The organism is Amycolatopsis nalaikhensis (assembly GCF_030264295.1).
GTDB lineage: Bacteria > Actinomycetota > Actinomycetes > Mycobacteriales > Pseudonocardiaceae > Amycolatopsis > Amycolatopsis nalaikhensis.
On sequence record NZ_CP127173.1, the window covers coordinates 1,917,174 to 1,935,751 of the forward strand.

Consider the following 18,578-nt stretch of genomic DNA (forward strand, 5'->3'; position numbering starts at 1 on the left):
CGGAGTCCGGTCGCGCCCGGGTCGCGGCCGCGGCTTCCGCGGACGTGACCTCTTTTTCAACACCCCCGGCCTGGGGGATGTTCCCCGGCCGAGCCGCGCACCCGGCGTGGGATGAAGGGCGACTCGCTCGCCTCGGACGAGACGAACGGGCCCTTCACCGCACCGGACGCGACGACGGGCGCGTCAGTCCTCGTCGGGCTTCGCGTGGTCCGGCTTGCCCGGGTTCGGGTCGCGCGACAGGTCGATGAGCGGGTGCACGCCCGCCCCTTCCGGCGCCGCGTGGCTGCCGGTCGACTTCGGTTCTTCGGCGGGCCGCTCGGCCCCTTCGCTGCTGCTCATCACGCACTCCTAGCGCTGTCCCCTGCTTCCCCTTGCGGCCGGAAACCTACCCATTACCCGACCGGGTGATGCACCGGGATCGGATCGGTCGTTCCGTGCGTCACACCGTCGCCGAGGGGCCACGATGGGTGGCGAAGGGCACGCGACCGGGAGGGACCAGGACCATGTCCGCCGAGTTCGACCAGCTGGTAGCCGAGTTCGAGCGGTTCCAGTCGAGCATCCGGAACGCCGACGACCGGTTCGCCGGCCTCGGGGCGATGCGGCAGGAGCTGACCGAGCTGCGGGCGAGCGCGTCCTCGCCGGACGGCGGCGTGACCGTCGTCACCGGGCCGGGCGGCGCGGTCCTCGACGTCAAATTCACCGACGCGGCGCTCGCCAAGGGCCCCCAGGCGCTGTCGGCCACCCTGATGGCCACCCTGCGCGAGGCCGTCGGCGAGGCGGCCCGGCGGCAGGCGGTGCTCGTCCAGGAGCACCTGGGCGACGAGCAGGGCCTGGTCGACCAGGTCCTCGAGACCCAGGCCGAGGCGTTCGGAACCACCGTCGAGGAACTGCGGTCGAAGCTGGCGGAAGAGCCGGGGCGGCCGCCCGCGCCGCCGGAGGACTTCTCCGAGGAGCGCGTGCTGCGCCAGGCCGACGCCGCCCCGCCCCCGCCCGCCCCGCCCGCGAACGGCGGGTCCGCGGGCGACCGCTTCCTGCGGAACCTGTTCGACGAGGAGGACTGATGCCCGAGGGTTACCAGGTCCGCGTGGACGCCCTGCGCGACTACGTCGGCGTGCTCGGCAAGTACCGGGACCAAGGCGCGAAGTTCACCGAGAAGGTCGGGCAGTCCGACGTCGGCGACAAGTCGTGGGGCGTGGTGGGCCTGTTCACCAAGCGGGGCTACGACGAAACCCTGCACGAGCTGCGGGACCTGCTGGGGTCGATGGCCGAGGGCCTGGCGTCGGCGCAGGAGAAGTTCACCGACGCGGCGCGCGTCTACCAGGGCACCGAGGACGACCACAAAGCCTTCTTCGGCCAGGTCGAGGTCCTGCTCGACGGCCCGAAGAAGCCGTAGGGGGAACGATGGCGGAGTTCCAGGACGTCGCGAGCGGCGTCAGCGTGAAGAGCGACGACCCGAACACGGTCCTCGGGGTGAACGTCGACAACGCGGTCAAGGCGACGCCGTTCGTCGGCGGCGCGGTGACCGTCGGCAAGGACGTCTCCTCGGTGTTCAAGGCGGCGACCGCGCCGCACCCCGACGGCGTCGACATCGCGCTCGGCCTCGGCACGATCGCGACCGACACGACCAGCTTCATCCAATCGAGTGCCAGCACGATCACCGACATCGCCACCGACCCGCTCGGCTGGCTCGTCGGGCAGGGATTGAACTTCCTGATCAGCGCGGTCCAGCCGATCCAGGACGCGATCCACTTCGTCAGCGGCGACGGGCCGGCGCTCGGCATCGCCGCCGACAACTTCTCCGCCATCGCCACCGGTCTCGACCAGCTGGCGAAGAACTTCGCCGAGGTCGCGGACACGTCACTGGCGGACTGGAAGGGTGACGCCGGCGACGCCGCGCGCCGGTCGCTCGGCGAGTTCGCCCACGGCATCGGCGGTGTCTCCGCGAAGTCGGGCGACCTCGCGCAGATGCTGCAGCTGAGCAGCATGCTGATGAGCTTCATCGAGGACCTCATCAAGGCGATCCTCACCGAGCTGGTCACCTGGCTGATCATGATCTGGATCCCGGCGCTGGCGGCCGCGGTGCCCACCTGCGGGGCGTCGGTCGCCACCGCGGGCACGGCGTCGGAGGTCAAGCTCGGCACGACCACCGCGAAGACGACGCAGAAGGTGTCGAAGGTCCGCGAGCTGCTCCAGAAGATCCTCGCCTGGCTGCAGAAGATGAAGGCCAAGCTGGCCGCGACCAAGCTGGGCAAGGTGTTCGCCGAAGGCAAGACCGCGGGCAAGCTGAAGGAGCTCGCCGAAGCGAACGCGGGCAAGAGCATGGTCGACAAGCTCAAGGGCGCCGAGGGGATGATCGGCAAGCGGGCCGGGAAGAACGCCCTGTCCGAGATCGCGAAGAAGGGCGGCGAGGCCGCGGCCAAGGGCGTCTTCGCGTTCAACCCGGCCAAGCCGGGCGACAACCCGGCGAAGACGCTGAACGACCACCTCGGCAAGCTCAACAGCCACGTCAAGAACGCCAAGAAGGCGAGCGACTCCGGCGAGAAGGGCCGCGAGCAGTCCGACGAAGAGACGCGCGAGGACCTGGACTTCTGATGCTCCTGGTCGTGGTGGTGGTCCTGATCGCGGCGATCTTCGCGGGTGCGGCCGCGATCTGGTGGCGCTCGCACACGAAGTACGTCGAAGGGCGCCGGGAGCACTGGTTCAAGGCGTTCGCGGCCGAGCGCGGCGGCGCGTTCCACAGCGGCGTCGCCGGTGACGCGAACCCGGCGCCGACGTTCGGCGTGCTCCACCCGTCCGGGCGGCCGCTGGTCGAAAGCGGCCACAAGGCGTGGGTCGAGTTCCGCCACCGCGACCGGCCGGTGATCGCCGTCGACGGCCAGGAGCCGTACCGGCACTTCGACGACCACACGTACTTCCGCGACGTCCACGTCACCCAGGTCCGCGTGCCGCCGTCGCCGCAGCTGCGGATCACCGCCGGGAAGGGCGTGGCGGTGCCGTCGGACCCGGGGCTCGAGGCCGAGCTGAGCCGCTGGCTGGCCGCGCACCCGCGGTTCGCTCAGCGTGACGTCGTCGTCGAGCACGGCTCGGCCCGCACGTGGGGCCAGGGCTGCGCGACGCGGCAGAACGTCGTGGCCGAGGCCGAGTACCTCGCCGACCTGGCCGACCACCTGCCGGCCGCGCTGTGGGACGTCAGCGACGCCGCGTCGTGAGGTGCGTCAGGCCCGCCGACAGCGCGAAGACCAGGCCCAGCCCCACGATGTAGGGGCCCGCCAGCAGAGCGAAGCCGGCGCCGATGTTGGCGTCGGGCTGGTCGGAGGTCGCCCGGAAGCCGATGGCGCCGATCGACAGCAGGACCGCGCCCAGGGTGACCAGGAGGACGGCCACCACCGCGAGGCGCTTCGTGAGGGTCGTCATGGTTCCCATGGTGCCCGGGGCCGGCGGAATTCGCTGGACAGCGACCCCAGGATGAGGACGTGGACTGGAAGATCACCCGGATCGACGTCGCGCACCCGGACGCCGTCGCGATCATGCGCGAGTACATGGACGAAGTCGCTTCACGCTACTTCGGTCGCCCGATCACCGAAGCGGAGCTCACGCACTACGTGGCCGAAGAACCGGGCACGGACCTGGTGCCGCCCACCGGGGCGTTCCTCGTCGGGTACGTCGACGGCGCGGTCGCGGGCTGCGCCGGGACCCGGGTGGTCGAGCCGGGGATCAGCGAGCTGACCAAGGTGTTCGTGCGGCCCGGGCACCGCGGCACGGGCGGCGCGCCCGCGCTGGTGGCGGCCGCCGAAGAAGCCGCACGGGAAGCTCGGTTCCCGGCTGATGCGGCTCGACACCCGCCACGACCTCGTCGAGGCCCGCGCGCTGTACGCGAAGGTCGGCTACGCCGAGGTCGAGCCGTTCAACGACGAACAGTTCGCCGAGCACTGGTTCGCCAAGCCCCTCGGCTGACGGCCCTGAACCGTCACGTCCGCCGCGGGGCCAGCAACGCCAGCGGGAGCAGCGCGAGCACCCCGCCGACGACCGCGACGAGGCCGTACCCGCCGCCGGCGAACAGCTGCCCGGAGCCGAGCCCGGCGAGCGCGGACGCCGACCACACCACCGCGTCGACGAAGCCCCGCACCCGGTTGCGCGTCTGCGGCTCGAGGTCGCGGCTCAGCTGCGCGCTGCCGCCGACGAACACGAGGTTCCAGCCGTACCCCAGCAGGAACAACGCCACCGGCAGGCCGGAGCTGTGCGCCGTCGGGGCCGCGATCGCCGTCGCCGTCGACAGTGCCAGCACGCCGAGGCCCGCGTTGACCGTCACGCGCGGGCCCCAGCGGTCGGCGATCCAGCCGGACAGCGGCGCCAGCGCGAACATGCCGATCATGTGCGCGCTCAGCACCCAGCCGACGACGTCGAGGCCGTGCCCGTGGCTCTCCAGCTGCAGCGGCGTCATGGTCATCACCGCGACCATCGTGAGCTGCGCGGCGACCATCGCGACCAGCGGCTTCACCACGGCGGCCGACCGCACCGGCGCGACGACCGGGGTGACCACCGGCTCCCGCGGCGGCGGGACGTCGCGCGGCAGCAGCGACGCGGCCAGCGCCGCACCGGCGGTGGCCAGCACCGCGACCGCCACCGGACCGGACAGCGAGGGCCAGCCCAGCGCCGTCACGACGTCGGCCGCCGGGGCCATCAGCGCCGGGCCGACCAGCGCGCCGACCGTCCCGGCCCAGACGACCGTCGAGAGCGCGCGGCCGCGGCGTTCCTCCGGGTACAGGTCCGCGGCGAGGTAGCGCGACAGCTGCGCCCCGCCGTTGCCGATGCCGACCAGCAGGATCCCGAGCAGCAGCGGCACCACCGACGTCGCCAGCGCGGCGGCGAACGCGATCAGCGCGCCGGCCGCCGCGACGCCGTAGCCCGAAACCAGCACGCGGCGACGGCCGTGCGCGGGCAGCAGCAGCCCCGCGCCGAGCGCCCCGGCCGCGGTGCCGAGCACGCTCGCGACGCTCGGCAAACCGCTCCAGCCCGGCCCGCTGCCCGCGGCGACGATCAGCGTCGCCGCCGTGCTCAGGCCGACCGTGGCCGTGTTGAGCAACGCGACGCCGGCGAACAGCGCCCCCATCGACCGGGTCCGCCCGGTGGTCGTCAAAGTCCCCATGACCAGGAACTTTAGGGATTTCCGGCCGCGCGCCGAAGGGACGATCAACGGGATTTCGGTCGCTCGGCCCGCGCTTCGGAAGGAAGATGGGGGCCATGACCTTTCGTTCGGAAAAGGCCCTGGACGACGTCGACTGGCGGTTGCTGGACCTGCTGCAGGCCGACGGGAGGCTGTCGTTCAAGGAGCTCGGCCGCCGGATCAACCTCTCGGCGCCCGCGGTGGCCGAGCGGGTGCGGCGGCTCGAGGAGACCGGGGTGATCACGGGGTACCGCGCCCAGGTCGACGCGCGGCGGGCGGGCCAGCCGCTGCAGGCGTTCGTCGAGATGCGGTGCGCGCTGAGCAGCTGCCTGCTGAAGACGTCGAAGTCCGAGGACTACCCGGAGGTCGTCGAGATCCACCGGCTCTCCGGCGACCACTGCACGATGCTGAAGATCCGCGCGGCGTCGCTGGAGCACTTCGAGGGCCTGCTGGAACGCCTGGGCAAGCACGGCGAGCTGCGGTCGTCGGTGGTGCTCTCGACGCAGTACGAGGGCAGGCCGGTGCAGCCGCCGTCGGACGACTTCCTCCGGGCGAGCACGCCGGAAGGCTGGTCGTGACCCGAAGTGCTGCCCGGGAGGCGGCTGTCCGCCCGGTTCGCACCTGATAGACGAGAAGGATGCCGATCTTCCGGACTTTCGCCGTCGCCCTCGCGGCCGCGGCCGCCCTCGTCGCCCCCGGAACCGCCCAAGCGGCCACGCCGACCGCGCCGCGCGAGTTCGTCGCGCTCTCCGACGTCGCCCCGACGATCCTGCAGGACATCCGGTACTTCACCCGCCACAACTTCGTCGGCGAGCGCGTCGACGGTTACCGCCAGCCGCTCTGCATCCTGACCCGGCCGGCCGCCGAAGGCCTGCGGAACGTCCAGGCGCGGCTGCTGCGGCAGGGCTACACGCTCAAGGTCTACGACTGCTACCGCCCGCAGCGGGCGGTCGACCACTTCGTGCGGTGGGCGAAGGACCTCGCCGACGAGAAGATGAAGGCCGAGTTCTACCCGAACGTCGCCAAGGACCGGCTCTTCGCCGACGGCTACATCGCCGAGAAGTCCGGGCACAGCCGCGGCAGCACGATGGACCTCACGATCGTCAAGCTCCCGCCGCGACCGCAGCGGCCCTACATCCCGAGCGAGCCGCTGAAGCCGTGCTTCGCCCCGCAGGGCGAGCGCTTCGGCGACAACATGGTCGACATGGGCACGGGCTTCGACTGCTTCGACCCGCTGGCGCACACGGACAACCCGGCGATCACCGGGGTCGCGCGCCAGAACCGCGACCTGCTGAAGAACACCATGGCCGCGGCGGGTTTCCGCAACCTGCCCGAAGAGTGGTGGCACTACACGCTGAACGGCGAGCCCTTCCCGGACACCTACTTCGACTTCCCGGTGTCCCGCCGCAGCCTCCGCTGAAACGCGAAAAGCGCCCCTCGGTCCACAGTGGACCGAGGGGCGCTGTCGTGTGTTCGTCAGGCCGCGCGCTTGCGACGGCGGGCGGTGAAGACCAGGCCGCCGCCGAGCGCCAGGGCCGTCAGCGCGAGCGCGCCGAGGCCGAGGGCCTCCACACCGGTGCTGGCCAGGCCGGAGCCGCTGCTCTGGCCGCCGCCCGTGCCACCGGCCGCGCCGGTGGTCGAGGTGGGCGCGCCGGGCGTGCAGTCGGCGGGGTTGGCCGGCACCGTCGGCAGCGGCGCGTCACCCTCCTCGGCCTCGATGAACAGCCGGGCGGGCTGGTCCGCCGGGCCGCGGACGTCGGGCGAAGTCGGGTTGTCGTACTTGATCCGCCAACCCGACGGCGGCAGGAGGTAGATGTCGTAGTTCGGGCCCGGCACCACGTCGTGGAACTCGAAGGTCCCGCTCGCGTCGGTCGTCTGCTCGCCGACGACCGGGCACTTCTGGTCGGACACGAGCACCGCCTTGACGCCCGCGAGCCCCTGCTCACCGTGCACCACCCGGCCGATGATCGTGGCCTTGGCACCCGGCACCCACGCCTGGTCACCGGCGTCCGCGTGGTTTTCGATGTCGACCTCGTCGTACCCGAAGTCGCACGAGACCACGACGTACCCGCGGTTGAACGCGGCCTCCGGCACCGCCTCGGTCACGTCGAAGGTGCGCGTCTCGCCCGGGGCGATCGTCACGCCGGTCGTCGCGAGGTCACCCCAGCCGGGGGTGCGGCCGGTCAGGTGGTGCGGGTCGCCGATGCGGTTGCACGCGGCCACGATGCCGACGAGCGGGGTCTTGCCCGAGTTCGACAGCGTCACGGTGACGTGCGCGAGGTCGCCGACCTTGTAGCTGTCCTGGGTGAACGCCATCGTCGCCTTGAGCGCGCCGTTCAGCGGCGGTGCCCCGCGGACGAGCAGGTCCTTCGAGTCCGGTCCGATCCGGATGGTCTGCCACGGGATCAGCCAGCCGTTGACGACCTCGCCGCCGAGGTAGTACTCGGCGGCCGGGAGGTCGGCGAAGGTGAACTTCCCGTCGGCGTCGCTCGTGGCCGTGTAGGTCTTGTCGCCGTGGACGTAGCGCAAGGTCAGCTTCGCCCCCGCAAGCTGTTCGCCGTCGTCGAGCGTGGCGTCGCCGTTCTTGTCGCCGTACACGACGCCCGTCGCGCGCCCGGCCACCTTGGCGACCGCCGCCTTGGCGGTGAACTCCCCGACGCCGAAGTTGGTCGCGTCGAACACGACGCCCCGCAGGACCGTGGAGTCCTGGTCGATGTCCCGGATCTTGCCGGTGCCGTGGAGCACGAACGTCTTGCCGGGCTCGAGGTCGACCCCGGGGTTGCCGCTCGTGAGCGGGCCCCAGCCCGGCTCGTACGGGACGTTCAGATCAGTCGGCTGGTCGAAGCGCTGCCAGACCGTAAGGCCCTTCGCGGTGGCCGAGCCGACGTTGGTCACCTTGAAGGTGAAGTGGACGTCCTCATCGGTCTGGTAGGTCTCCTTGTCGAAGACGGCCGAGATTTCGACCTGGGCCCGCTCCACGGGTTCGGCCTGCGGCTGGGCCGCGGGTTTGCTCTCCGGCGCGGAAGAAGTCGGCGTCGGCGCGGTCGAACTGCTGCTCGGCGCTTCCACCGTGGACGGTGCCGTCGACGTCGGCTCCTCCGCCCCCGCCGGCGCGGCGAACACGCTGGTCAACGCCGCCGCGGCCGCGAGGGTCGCGAATGTGCGCGCGACAGATCTCGCGCCTCTGGATTTGTTCACGAACAGTCACCCCTGATTACCCGTTGGAAACGCGCAAAGCCCCCGAACCGCGTGAACCGGGTCACTCTATCGGGTAATTGCAGGAGTTAATAGTCATCGAGGTGCCAAAACGGGAAAGGCCCCCGCCGGAAACCCGGCGAGGGCCTTTCCTGAGAACAGCTTCGTCAGCGGAAGTCGCGGCCGAAGTCGTAGTCGTCCAGCGGCACCGCGGCACCGGTGCCCGTCCCGAACACGTCCGGGGTGTAGTAGCCGTCGTCGTAGGACGGGATCGCGTACGCCGCGACCCGGGCCTCCTCGGTCGGCTGCACCTGGATGTTGCGGTACTTGTTGATGCCCGTACCGGCCGGGATCAGCTTACCGATGATCACGTTCTCCTTGAGGCCGACGAGCTTGTCCGAGCGGCCGTTGATCGCCGCGTCGGTCAGGACTCGCGTGGTCTCCTGGAACGACGCCGCCGACAGCCACGAGTCCGTGGTGAGCGACGCCTTCGTGATACCCATCAGCACCGGACGACCCGAAGCCGGCTCGCCGCCCTCGGCGACCGCGGCGCGGTTCGTCGCCTCGAACTTCGTCCGCTCGGGCAGCTCGCCCGGCAGGAAGTCCGTGGCCCCGGAGTCGATGATCGTCACCCGGCGCAGCATCTGCCGGACGATGACCTCGATGTGCTTGTCGTGGATCGACACACCCTGCGCCCGGTACACCTTCTGGACCTCGTCCACCAGGTGCATCTGCGCCTCGCGCGGCCCCATGACCCGCAGGACCTCGTGCGGGTCCGGCGTGCCCTCGAGCAGCTGCTGACCGACGTGGACGTGGTCACCGTCGCCCAGCGGGCCGTTCGGGGTGTTCGCGAGCCGCTGCCGCTTGGACAGCTTGTCGAAGACGATCTCCTCGCCCCCGTCGTCCGGGATGAGGGTGATCTTCCAGAACCGCTCGCTCTCCTCGATCCGCACGCGGCCGTCGACGTCGGCGATGGGCGCCTTGCCCTTCGGGACGCGGGCCTCGAACAGCTCCTGGACACGCGGCAGACCGGTCGTGATGTCGTCACCGGCCACACCACCCTGGTGGAACGTACGCATCGTCAGCTGCGTACCCGGCTCACCGATCGACTGGGCGGCGACGATACCCACCGCCTCGCCGACGTCGACGAGCTGACCGGTCGCCATCGAGCGGCCGTAGCAGGTCGCGCAGATACCGACGGCCGACTCGCAGGTCAGCACCGAGCGGACCTTGACCTTCGAGATGCCGCTGCCGAGCAGCTTCTCGATGGCCGGGTCGCCCAGGTCGTCGCCGGCGTTCAGCACGACGTTGCCCTTGGCGTCCACGGCGTCCGTCGCGAGGTTCCGCGCGTACACCGAGGTCTCGACGTGCTGGTCGCGCAGCACGCGGCCGTCGCCGAGGTCCTCGCCGATCGGCATCATGATGCCGCGGGTGGTGCCGCAGTCGATCTCGCGGACGATGACGTCCTGCGAGACGTCCACCAGACGCCGGGTCAGGTAACCCGAGTCGGCGGTCCGCAGCGCCGTGTCCGCCAGACCCTTCCGGGCACCGTGCGTCGCGATGAAGTACTCCGCCACCGACAGGCCCTCACGGAAGTTGGCCTTGATCGGACGCGGGATGTACTCACCCTTCGGGTTCGACACCAGGCCACGCATCCCGGCCAGCGACCGGACCTGCGTCATGTTGCCCGCCGCGCCGGACTTCACGATCATCGCGATCGGGTTGTCGTCCGGCAGCGCCGTCTCCATGATCTTGTGGACCTCTTCGGTGGCCTGCGTCCACACCTTGACGAGCTCGTTGTTCCGCTCGGCGTGCGACAGCTGACCACGCTGGTAGCGCTTCTCCACCTGGGAGGCCTTGCCCTCGTACTCGTCGAGGATGGCCTGCTTGCCCTTCGGCACCAGGACGTCGGAGATCGCCACGGTGACACCCGACCGGGTCGCCCAGTAGAAACCGGCGTCCTTGAGCTTGTCCAGCGTCTGCGCGACCTGCGTCATCGAGTACCGCTCCGCGAGGTCGTTGACGATCGCGGCCTGCCGCTTCTTCGGCATCGGCTCGTTGATGAACGGGTAGTCCGCCGGCAGCAGGTCGTTGAACAGCACGCGGCCCAGGGTGGTCTCGGCCAGCCACGGCTTGCCGGGCTCCCAGCCCTTCTCCGCCAGCGCCGGCTCGTCGGCCTTGGCGGGCTGACGGTCGGTGATGCGGATCTTGATCGGGGCGTGCAGGCTCAGCGCCTTGCGGTCGAAGGCCATGATCGCCTCGGCGGGCGACGAGTACGCGTTGCCCGCGCCCTCGGCGTCCTCGGTGAGGCGGGTCAGGTGGAACAGACCCGTGACCATGTCCAGTCGCGGCATGGCGAGCGGACGGCCCGACGCCGGCGACAGGATGTTGTTCGCCGACAGCATCAGGATCCGGGCCTCGGCCTGCGCCTCGGCCGACAGCGGCAGGTGCACCGCCATCTGGTCACCGTCGAAGTCCGCGTTGAACGCCTCGCAGACCAGCGGGTGCAGCTGGATGGCCTTGCCCTCGACCAGCTGCGGCTCGAAGGCCTGGATGCCGAGGCGGTGCAGCGTCGGCGCGCGGTTCAGCATCACCGGGTGGCCGGTGATGACCTCTTCCAGCACGTCCCACACCTGCGGCCGCGAGCGCTCCACCATCCGCTTGGCGGACTTGATGTTCTGCGCGTGGTTCAGGTCGACCAGCCGCTTCATGACGAACGGCTTGAACAGCTCGAGCGCCATGTCCTTCGGCAGACCGCACTGGTGCAGCTTCAGCTGCGGACCCACGATGATGACCGAACGGCCCGAGTAGTCGACGCGCTTGCCGAGCAGGTTCTGGCGGAACCGGCCCTGCTTGCCCTTGAGGAGGTCGGACAGCGACTTCAGCGGCCGGTTGCCCGGGCCGGTGACCGGACGGCCGCGGCGGCCGTTGTCGAACAGCGCGTCGACGGCCTCCTGCAGCATCCGCTTCTCGTTGTTGACGATGATCTCGGGCGCGCCGAGGTCGATCAGCCGCTTGAGGCGGTTGTTCCGGTTGATGACCCGGCGGTACAGGTCGTTCAGGTCCGACGTCGCGAAGCGGCCACCGTCCAGCTGCACCATCGGGCGCAGGTCCGGCGGGATGACCGGGACGGCGTCCAGCACCATGCCGCGCGGGTCGTTGCCGGTGGCCTGGAAGGCCGCGACGACCTTGAGCCGCTTCAGCGCGCGGAGCTTCTTCTGCCCCTTGCCGTTGCGGATGGTGTCGCGCAGGCTCTCGGCCTCGGCGTTGACGTCGAACTCGGTGGCCAGCTTCTGGATGGCCTCCGCGCCCATGCCGCCGGTGAAGTACTCGCCGTAGCGGTCGACGAGCTCACGGTAGAGCAGCTCGTCGGCGATCAGCTGGCGGGTGTCGAGCTTGGTGAAGGTCGTCCAGACCTCCTCGAGACGGTCCAGCTCGCGACCGGCGCGGTCACGGATCTGGCGCATCTCGCGCTCGCCGCCCTCCTTGACCTTGCGGCGGACGTCGGACTTGGCGCCCTCCGCCTCCAGCTCGGCCAGGTCGGCTTCCAGCTTCTGCGCGCGGGCCTCGATGTCGGCATCCCGCTTGGTCTCGAGGTTCTTGCGCTCGACGCCGATCTCGTTCTCGAGGGTCGGCAGGTCGTTGTGGCGCAGCTCCGTGTTCACGCCGGTGATGACGTAAGCCGCGAAGTAGATGATCTTCTCGAGGTCCTTCGGCGCCAGGTCCAGCAGGTAGCCGAGGCGCGAGGGAACACCCTTGAAGTACCAGATGTGCGTGACCGGGGCGGCCAGCTCGATGTGGCCCATCCGCTCGCGGCGCACCTTGGCGCGGGTCACCTCGACGCCGCAGCGCTCACAGATGATGCCCTTGAAGCGGACGCGCTTGTACTTGCCGCAGTAGCACTCCCAGTCCCGGGTCGGGCCGAAGATCTTCTCGCAGAAGAGGCCGTCCTTCTCGGGCTTGAGCGTCCGGTAGTTGATGGTCTCCGGCTTCTTGACCTCGCCGTACGACCACTGACGGATGTCGTCGGCCGTGGCGAGACCAATGCGGAGCTCATCGAAGAAGTTGACGTCCAGCACGTCTAAGTCCCCTTGGGGTTGTATCGGCTAGAGAGGGGTCGGCGGTGGAGCGGGGACCCACGGGAGGCAGGTCCCCGCTCGACACCGGATCAGTGCACGACGTCGTCCACCGAGGGCGACTCGTTGCGGGACAGGTTGATGCCGAGGTTCGCCGCGGCGCGCTCGAGGTCCTCGTCGTCGGAGTCGCGCATCTCGATCGCCGCGCCGTCGCTGGAGAGCACCTCGACGTTGAGGCACAGCGACTGGAGCCTCCTCGAGGAGCACCTTGAACGACTCCGGGATGCCCGGCTCGGGGATGTTCTCCCCCTTGACGATCGCCTCGTACACCTTGACGCGGCCGACCACGTCGTCCGACTTGATCGTCAGCAGCTCCTGCAGCGTGTAGGCGGCGCCGTACGCCTGCATCGCCCAGCACTCCATCTCACCGAAGCGCTGGCCACCGAACTGCGCCTTACCACCCAGCGGCTGCTGCGTGATCATCGAGTACGGGCCGGTGGAGCGGGCGTGGATCTTGTCGTCGACCAGGTGGTGCAGCTTCAGGATGTACATGTAGCCGACCGAGACCGGGTACGGGTACGGCTCGCCGGAGCGGCCGTCGAACAGCGTGGCCTTGCCGTTCTCCTTGACCATGCGCTCGCCGTCGCGGTTCGGCTTGGTCGCCCCGAGCAGCCCGGTGAGCTCCTCTTCCTTCGCGCCGTCGAACACCGGGGTGGCGGTGTTCGTGCCGGGCGCGACGTCGTAGAGCTCCGGCGAAAGGTTCTTCGCCCAGTCCGGGTTGCCCTCGATCGTCCAGCCCTGCGACGCCAGCCAGCCCAGGTGCAGCTCGAGGATCTGGCCGATGTTCATCCGTCGCGGCACACCGTGGGTGTTCAGGATGATGTCGACCGGGGTGCCGTCCTCCATGAACGGCATGTCCTCGACCGGCAGGATCTTGCCGATGACACCCTTGTTCCCGTGCCGGCCGGCGAGCTTGTCGCCCGGCTGGATCTTGCGCTTCTGGGCCACGTAGACGCGGACCAGCTCGTTGACGCCCGGGGGCAGCTCGTCGTCGTCCTCGCGCGAGAACACGCGGATGCCGATGACCTTGCCGGTCTCGCCGTGCGGCACCTTCAGGGAGGTGTCGCGGACCTCGCGGGCCTTCTCGCCGAAGATCGCGCGGAGCAGGCGCTCCTCCGGGGTCAGCTCGGTCTCGCCCTTCGGCGTGACCTTGCCGACCAGGATGTCGCCGTCGCGGACCTCGGCACCGATGCGGATGATGCCGCGCTCGTCGAGGTCGGCCAGCACCTCCTCGGAGACGTTCGGGATGTCCCGGGTGATCTCCTCGGCGCCCAGCTTCGTGTCGCGGGCGTCGATCTCGTGCTCCTCGATGTGGATCGACGTCAGCACGTCGTCCTGCACCAGGCGCTCGGAGAGGATGATCGCGTCCTCGTAGTTGTGGCCCTCCCACGGCATGACCGCGACGAGCAGGTTCTTGCCGAGCGCCATCTCACCGTTCTCGGTGGACGGGCCGTCGGCGATGACCTGCCCCTGCTCGACCCGGTCGCCCTCGTTGACGATCGGGCGGTGGTTGAAGCAGGTGCCGTGGTTCGAGCGACGGAACTTGTACAGCCCGTAGCTCTTCCGCGTGCCGTCGTCGTGCATGATCGTGATCAGGTCCGCCGAGAGCTCCTCGACGACACCGGCCTGCTCGGCGACGAGCACGTCACCGGCGTCGACCGCGGCGCGCAGCTCCACACCCGTGCCCACGTACGGGGCCTGGTTGCGCAGCAGCGGCACGGCCTGGCGCTGCATGTTCGCGCCCATCAGCGCGCGGTTCGCGTCGTCGTGCTCGAGGAACGGGATCATCGCCGTCGCGACCGAGACCATCTGCCGCGGCGAGACGTCCATGTAGTCGATGTCGAGCGGGTCGATCAGCTCGACCTCGCCACCCTTGCGGCGGGCCATGACCCGGTCTTCCACGAAGGTGCCGTCGTCCGAGATCGGCGCGTTGGCCTGGGCCTTGACGTACCGGTCCTCTTCGTCCGCGGTCAGGTAGTCGACCTGGTCGGTGACCCGGCCCTCGACGACCTTGCGGTACGGCGTCTCGATGAAGCCGAACGGGTTGACCCGCGCGTACGAGCAGAGCGAGCCGATCAGGCCGATGTTCGGGCCTTCCGGCGTCTCGATCGGGCACATGCGGCCGTAGTGCGACGGGTGGACGTCCCGGACCTCCATGCCGGCGCGCTCACGCGACAGACCACCCGGGCCGAGAGCCGACAGACGCCGCTTGTGCGTCAGGCCCGACAGCGGGTTGTTCTGGTCCATGAACTGCGACAGCTGCGAGGTGCCGAAGAACTCCTTGATCGCCGCGCCGATCGGGCGGATGTTGATCAGGGTCTGCGGCGTGATCGCCTCGACGTCCTGCGTCGTCATGCGCTCGCGCACGACGCGCTCGGTGCGGGAGAGGCCGACCCGGATCTGGTTCTGGATCAGCTCGCCGACCGTGCGCAGGCGCCGGTTGCCGAAGTGGTCGATGTCGTCGGTCTCGACCGGGATCTCGGTGCCGTTCTGCGCCGTCATCTTGTCCTCGCCGGCGTGCAGCCGGACCAGGTACTCGATGGTGGTGACGATGTCCTCTTCGGTCAGCGTCCCGGTGTCGTACGGCGTCTCGAGGCCCAGCTTCTTGTTGACCTTGTACCGGCCGACCTTGGCCAGGTCGTAGCGCTTCGCCTTGAAGAACAGGTTCTCCAGCAGGGTCTGCGCGCTCTCCTTCGTGGGCGGCTCGCCCGGGCGCAGCTTGCGGTAGATGTCGAGCAGCGCCTCGTCGGTGCCCGCGGTGTGGTCCTTCTCGAGGGTGGCCAGCAGCGTCTCCGAGAAGGAGAAGCGCTCGCGGATCGCCTCGGTGGTCCAGCCGAGCGCCTTCAGCAGGACGGTGACCGGCTGGCGGCGCTTGCGGTCGATGCGGACGCCGACGGTGTCGCGCTTGTCGACGTCGAACTCGAGCCACGCGCCGCGGCTCGGGATCACGCGGACGCTGAAGACGTCCTTGTCGGTCGTCTTGTCGACGTCCTTCGAGTAGTAGACGCCCGGCGAGCGGACCAGCTGGGACACGACGACACGCTCGGTGCCGTTGATGATGAACGTGCCCTTGTCGGTCATCACCGGGAAGTCGCCCAGGAAGACCGTCTGGCTCTTGATCTCGCCCGTGTTGTTGTTGACGAACTCCGCCGTGACGAACAGCGGCGCGGCGTACGTCATGTCCTTGTCCTTGCACTCCTCGATCGAGGCCTTGACCTCGTCGAAGCGCGGAGCGGAGAAGGACAGGGACATCGAACCGGAGAAGTCCTCGATCGGGGAGATCTCGTTCAGGACCTCTTCGAGGCCGCCGACCGGGTTTTCTTCACCTTCTTCGACACGGCGTTCGAACCACGCTTCGTCCCCGGTGAACCACTGGAACGACTGGATCTGGACGTCGAGCAGGTTGGGAGTGCTGAGGGGTTCGCGAATCTTTGCGAAGGAAACCCGCTTGGGCGCGCCGGGGATTCCCGTGGACTCCGAGCGAGATTCAGCCGAGGTGGTCGCAGCAGTGGCCTGGTTCGCGGGAGAGACTGCCAAGATGCGTCCTTCCGGGGACAATGAGCGGTGACGGCCGCCATAGCAACAGCTATCAGCGACTGTCAAGGGTGCCGTGTGCCCACTATCCTAACTACCGGCTCCGGGCAGCCTGAAAGAGGGCAGCGCAAAGAGGCAGTCTAGCCCGAACGGCGCGGTCTGTCCAGGGGGCGCTCCCGATGGGGCCCAGCCTGCCTCGCGACGTCTTCAGGTATGCCTCCAGGCGAGCCGGTTGTCCCTCCCGCAAGGGCCGCCGGTTTCGCCGTTCGGGAGTAAGCGTGAACCCACCGGCGCCGAGAGTCAAGATGCCACACGGGGGTCCCGCCGGTTGGCGCAGCGTGGAAGAGGGTCAGCGGAGCGTGAGCGGCCGAATATCTTGTCAGCTACCGGCTGGTAGCGCCAGTAATGGGGCCGCGACCTGGGGTTTTGGGGCGCACCGAGGTGTGTTTCATGCCACGACTCGCCGCGCGGCTTCGAGTGGGATCTTCCGGGATTTCGGCGTGTCGGACGCGGCTCGCGGGCGGGTGGCCGGGTCCGCGGGGACAGCTGCAGCCGGGCGAGCGCGGGCACGGTCCGACTGGACCCGCGGGCGAGTAGTTCGCACGGACCATCGCGTCGGGTGGGCCCGCCCAGGAGCGACTCGCGGGCCGGTCCGGCGCGGGATCAGGCCCTGCGGCTGACGGCGGCCGGCTCGGCGAAGGCAGGCGCGTACGGCGGCGTCCCGGGGCACGCAAGAGGGCGGCCTCGCGCGGCAAGGCCGGGCTCCGCCGGGCCACAAGCCGGCGTGGTCGCCTCGCGCCGCCCAGGCGGCCTCCAACGGCCGCACGGGCCACCAGCCCGGCGTCAGCCGACCCAGCGCCGATCCGCGGACCTACTTCGACGGCGAGGGCGATGCCGGGGCCGAGGAGGGCGCCGGAGACGCCGCCGGGACCTTCGGTGCGTTGTAGGTGTCCATGTCGGTGATCTTCCACTTGTCGCCCTGGAGCTGGGCGTTCAAGTGGAGCTGGGCGGTGCCCGCCGTCGTCTTCTTCGTGTCCGTCCGGGTCGACGTCTGGTCCACGAAGACCATCACCTTCGCCAGGTCGCCGTTCAGCATGATCACCGCCGCGCGCGTCACCTTGCACGTCACGATCATCTTCTGCTCGGGCGCCAGCCTCTTCACCTCGCCCATCAGCGAGTTGTACTTGTTCTTGACGTCGTCGTTGGCGAGCAGGTCGTTCGCCGCGTCCTCGGTCTTCTTGATGTTGTTGAAGTCGTACGAGAACAGGGCCTCGGCCGCCTTCGAGACGGCGTCCTTGACCTGCGCCGTCTTCGCCACGTCCAGCAACGCCGTGTTGCTCGTCGCCGAGGAGACCTTGACCTCCTCCGACTTGAACCAGAACGCCAGGCCGCCCAGGATCAGGGCAACCAGCACCAGCGCGCCCGCCACCAGGTACGGCTTCTGCACCCGGGACCCCGCGGCCGTGGCCGACGACGACGGCTCGTCCTCGACCGCGACCTCGGACTCCTCCGTCGGCTTCGCGATGCCGGTGTCCCGCTTCTTCCGCCGCGGGGCCGGCCGGGCCGGGGCCTCTTCCTCCTCGTCGACGGACTCGCCGGTCAGCGCGTCGACCTGCGGCTCTTCCTCGGTGCCGACCGCGGCGAACACCGCGGTGTCCTCCGCGGGCGAAGTGTCGATCTGCCCGCTGCTCGGCTCGAACGCCTCCGGCGCGGGCTTGGCCACCGGCCGCGGCATCGGGCGCGGCACCGGCCGGGGCCGCGGCTTGCGCGGCTCCGCGGACGCTGGCGGCACCGCGGGGAGCTGGCCGGTGCGCTCGGCGGCGGACTCGTCCGTCGACGGCTTGCGCAGACCGGCCACGCGGGGCCGTCGCGACGGCGGGGTGCTGCTGCTGCGGCGGGAGGGGGGCACTACGGGGCTCCTTACGGGTGAAGCTACTGGCCGGCCGCGACGAGCGGGACGCTGTCGATGCCGGACAGCTTCCATTCGTCGCCGACGCGGGTCATCGACACCTCGAGGCGCAGCGGCTTCGCGCTGCTCTTGTCGCCCTGGGTGACGGTCGTGGCGATCGCGGCGAGGAAGCTGGCCTTGCCTTCGTGGTCGTCCAGCTCCTCGACGGCGATGTCCTGGACGTCCGTGGTGACCTTCGTCTTGGCGTCGGCGAGCGCCTTGCGGAACGTCGGCGCCGACTGGTCGATCTGCTGCGCCATCTTGTCGTCCGACACCGACTTCTGCCGGGCGAAGAACCCGTCGAGGTCGTTGTAGTCGACCTCGGTGTAGGCCTTCAGCGCGTTCGTGCCCGCCTTGACGACGGCCTCGCGCGAGGCCGCCAGGTCGGCGTTGTCGTCGGCCGCGGCGGCCCACCACTGGATCCCGAACAGCGCCGCGGCGATCAGCGCGGCGAGCGCCAGCGCGGCCGCGCCGAGCACCAGGATCCGCGAGGAGTCCTTCGACGGCGTCTCGGACGGCTCGGGAACCTCCTCGACCGCGGTGGCGGCCGGCTCGTCCGAACTCATAACACTCCAGGGTAGGTAACGGTCATCAAATCCAC

The 18,578-nt window shown here is 69.9% G+C and carries 14 protein-coding genes and 2 pseudogenes; 8 read left to right on the forward strand and 8 right to left on the reverse strand.

From position 1 onward, the window contains the following. Nucleotides 1-183: 183 nt before the first annotated feature. Nucleotides 184-339, reverse strand: coding sequence for a hypothetical protein (locus tag QP939_RS09240; RefSeq protein WP_285456204.1), 156 nt, complete (start codon nt 337-339; stop codon nt 184-186). 164 nt (nt 340-503) lie between these two features. Here QP939_RS09240 and QP939_RS09245 point away from each other — a divergent pair, with 164 nt between their 5' ends. Genes QP939_RS09245 through QP939_RS09260 form a run of 4 tightly spaced genes read left to right on the forward strand, consistent with a single transcriptional unit; the run spans nt 504 to nt 3,209 of the window. Further along, nucleotides 504-1,061 carry a YbaB/EbfC family nucleoid-associated protein gene (locus QP939_RS09245; RefSeq protein ID WP_285456205.1) on the forward strand — a complete coding sequence of 186 codons (558 nt, stop codon included), beginning with the start codon at nt 504-506 and terminating at the stop codon, nt 1,059-1,061. Then, a complete protein-coding gene (locus tag QP939_RS09250) occupies nt 1,061-1,393 on the forward strand; it encodes a hypothetical protein (RefSeq protein ID WP_285456206.1) in 333 nt (110 codons plus the stop codon). Before QP939_RS09245 ends, QP939_RS09250 begins: the two co-directional genes overlap by 1 nt. A gap of 8 nt (nt 1,394-1,401) precedes the next feature. Then, nucleotides 1,402-2,592: a hypothetical protein gene (locus QP939_RS09255; RefSeq protein WP_285456207.1), complete on the forward strand. Its 1,191-nt coding sequence runs from the start codon at nt 1,402-1,404 to the stop codon at nt 2,590-2,592. Then, a complete protein-coding gene (locus QP939_RS09260; RefSeq protein WP_285456208.1) occupies nt 2,592-3,209 on the forward strand; it encodes a hypothetical protein in 618 nt (205 codons plus the stop codon). The genes QP939_RS09255 and QP939_RS09260 overlap by 1 nt, the downstream gene beginning before the upstream one ends. Here the strand turns inward: QP939_RS09260 and QP939_RS09265 are convergent. Continuing rightward, on the reverse strand, nt 3,190-3,414 hold the full coding sequence (locus tag QP939_RS09265) for a hypothetical protein (protein ID WP_285456210.1): 225 nt from the start codon (nt 3,412-3,414) through the stop codon (nt 3,190-3,192). The genes QP939_RS09260 and QP939_RS09265 overlap by 20 nt on opposite strands. Before the next feature lie 125 nt (nt 3,415-3,539). Here QP939_RS09265 and QP939_RS51790 point away from each other — a divergent pair. Then, nucleotides 3,540-3,755 (forward strand): annotated as a pseudogene (locus tag QP939_RS51790) (GNAT family N-acetyltransferase); the annotation flags it as partial. 70 nt (nt 3,756-3,825) lie between these two features. After that, nucleotides 3,826-3,954, forward strand: a complete 129-nt coding sequence (locus tag QP939_RS51795; protein WP_352250807.1) for a hypothetical protein — start codon at nt 3,826-3,828, stop codon at nt 3,952-3,954. A gap of 13 nt (nt 3,955-3,967) precedes the next feature. Here QP939_RS51795 and QP939_RS09275 read toward each other — a convergent pair whose 3' ends face one another. Beyond that, nucleotides 3,968-5,146, reverse strand: a complete 1,179-nt coding sequence (locus tag QP939_RS09275; protein WP_285456212.1) for an MFS transporter — start codon at nt 5,144-5,146, stop codon at nt 3,968-3,970. A gap of 95 nt (nt 5,147-5,241) precedes the next feature. Between QP939_RS09275 and QP939_RS09280 the strand changes: the two genes are divergently transcribed. Together QP939_RS09280 and QP939_RS09285 are read left to right on the forward strand one after the other, a co-directional pair. Next, complete coding sequence (locus QP939_RS09280) at nt 5,242-5,742, forward strand: Lrp/AsnC family transcriptional regulator (protein WP_285456214.1); 501 nt, start codon at nt 5,242-5,244, stop codon at nt 5,740-5,742. Nucleotides 5,743-5,801: 59 nt separating this feature from the next. Further along, nucleotides 5,802-6,584: a M15 family metallopeptidase gene (locus QP939_RS09285; RefSeq protein ID WP_285456215.1), complete on the forward strand. Its 783-nt coding sequence runs from the start codon at nt 5,802-5,804 to the stop codon at nt 6,582-6,584. Between the two features lie 56 nt (nt 6,585-6,640). Here QP939_RS09285 and QP939_RS09290 read toward each other — a convergent pair whose 3' ends face one another. The 5 genes and pseudogenes from QP939_RS09290 to QP939_RS09310 form a co-directional block, all read right to left on the reverse strand. Beyond that, nucleotides 6,641-8,362: a SpaA isopeptide-forming pilin-related protein gene (locus QP939_RS09290; RefSeq protein ID WP_285456217.1), complete on the reverse strand. Its 1,722-nt coding sequence runs from the start codon at nt 8,360-8,362 to the stop codon at nt 6,641-6,643. A gap of 164 nt (nt 8,363-8,526) precedes the next feature. Then, entirely contained in the window at nt 8,527-12,438 is a 3,912-nt protein-coding gene (locus QP939_RS09295; protein WP_285456219.1) for a DNA-directed RNA polymerase subunit beta', read from the reverse strand. Between the two features lie 89 nt (nt 12,439-12,527). Next, nucleotides 12,528-16,032: pseudogene (gene rpoB / locus QP939_RS09300) on the reverse strand (DNA-directed RNA polymerase subunit beta). An 868-nt stretch (nt 16,033-16,900) separates the two neighbouring features. Continuing rightward, on the reverse strand, nt 16,901-17,887 hold the full coding sequence (locus tag QP939_RS09305) for a hypothetical protein (protein WP_285459703.1): 987 nt from the start codon (nt 17,885-17,887) through the stop codon (nt 16,901-16,903). A 74-nt stretch (nt 17,888-17,961) separates the two neighbouring features. Further along, nucleotides 17,962-18,543 (reverse strand): hypothetical protein, encoded by a 582-nt coding sequence (locus tag QP939_RS09310; RefSeq protein WP_285456221.1) that lies wholly within the window; start codon nt 18,541-18,543, stop codon nt 17,962-17,964. Nucleotides 18,544-18,578 lie beyond the last annotated feature (35 nt).

Coding starts and splice junctions, on each gene's coding strand:
- QP939_RS09240 (WP_285456204.1), bottom strand. CDS start 339: ATGAGCAGCAGCGAAGGGGCCGAGCGGCCCGCCGAAGAACCGAAGTCG.
- QP939_RS09245 (WP_285456205.1), top strand. CDS start 504: ATGTCCGCCGAGTTCGACCAGCTGGTAGCCGAGTTCGAGCGGTTCCAG.
- QP939_RS09250 (WP_285456206.1), top strand. CDS start 1,061: ATGCCCGAGGGTTACCAGGTCCGCGTGGACGCCCTGCGCGACTACGTC.
- QP939_RS09255 (WP_285456207.1), top strand. CDS start 1,402: ATGGCGGAGTTCCAGGACGTCGCGAGCGGCGTCAGCGTGAAGAGCGAC.
- QP939_RS09260 (WP_285456208.1), top strand. CDS start 2,592: ATGCTCCTGGTCGTGGTGGTGGTCCTGATCGCGGCGATCTTCGCGGGT.
- QP939_RS09265 (WP_285456210.1), bottom strand. CDS start 3,414: ATGACGACCCTCACGAAGCGCCTCGCGGTGGTGGCCGTCCTCCTGGTC.
- QP939_RS51795 (WP_352250807.1), top strand. CDS start 3,826: ATGCGGCTCGACACCCGCCACGACCTCGTCGAGGCCCGCGCGCTGTAC.
- QP939_RS09275 (WP_285456212.1), bottom strand. CDS start 5,146: ATGGGGACTTTGACGACCACCGGGCGGACCCGGTCGATGGGGGCGCTG.
- QP939_RS09280 (WP_285456214.1), top strand. CDS start 5,242: ATGACCTTTCGTTCGGAAAAGGCCCTGGACGACGTCGACTGGCGGTTG.
- QP939_RS09285 (WP_285456215.1), top strand. CDS start 5,802: ATGCCGATCTTCCGGACTTTCGCCGTCGCCCTCGCGGCCGCGGCCGCC.
- QP939_RS09310 (WP_285456221.1), bottom strand. CDS start 18,543: ATGAGTTCGGACGAGCCGGCCGCCACCGCGGTCGAGGAGGTTCCCGAG.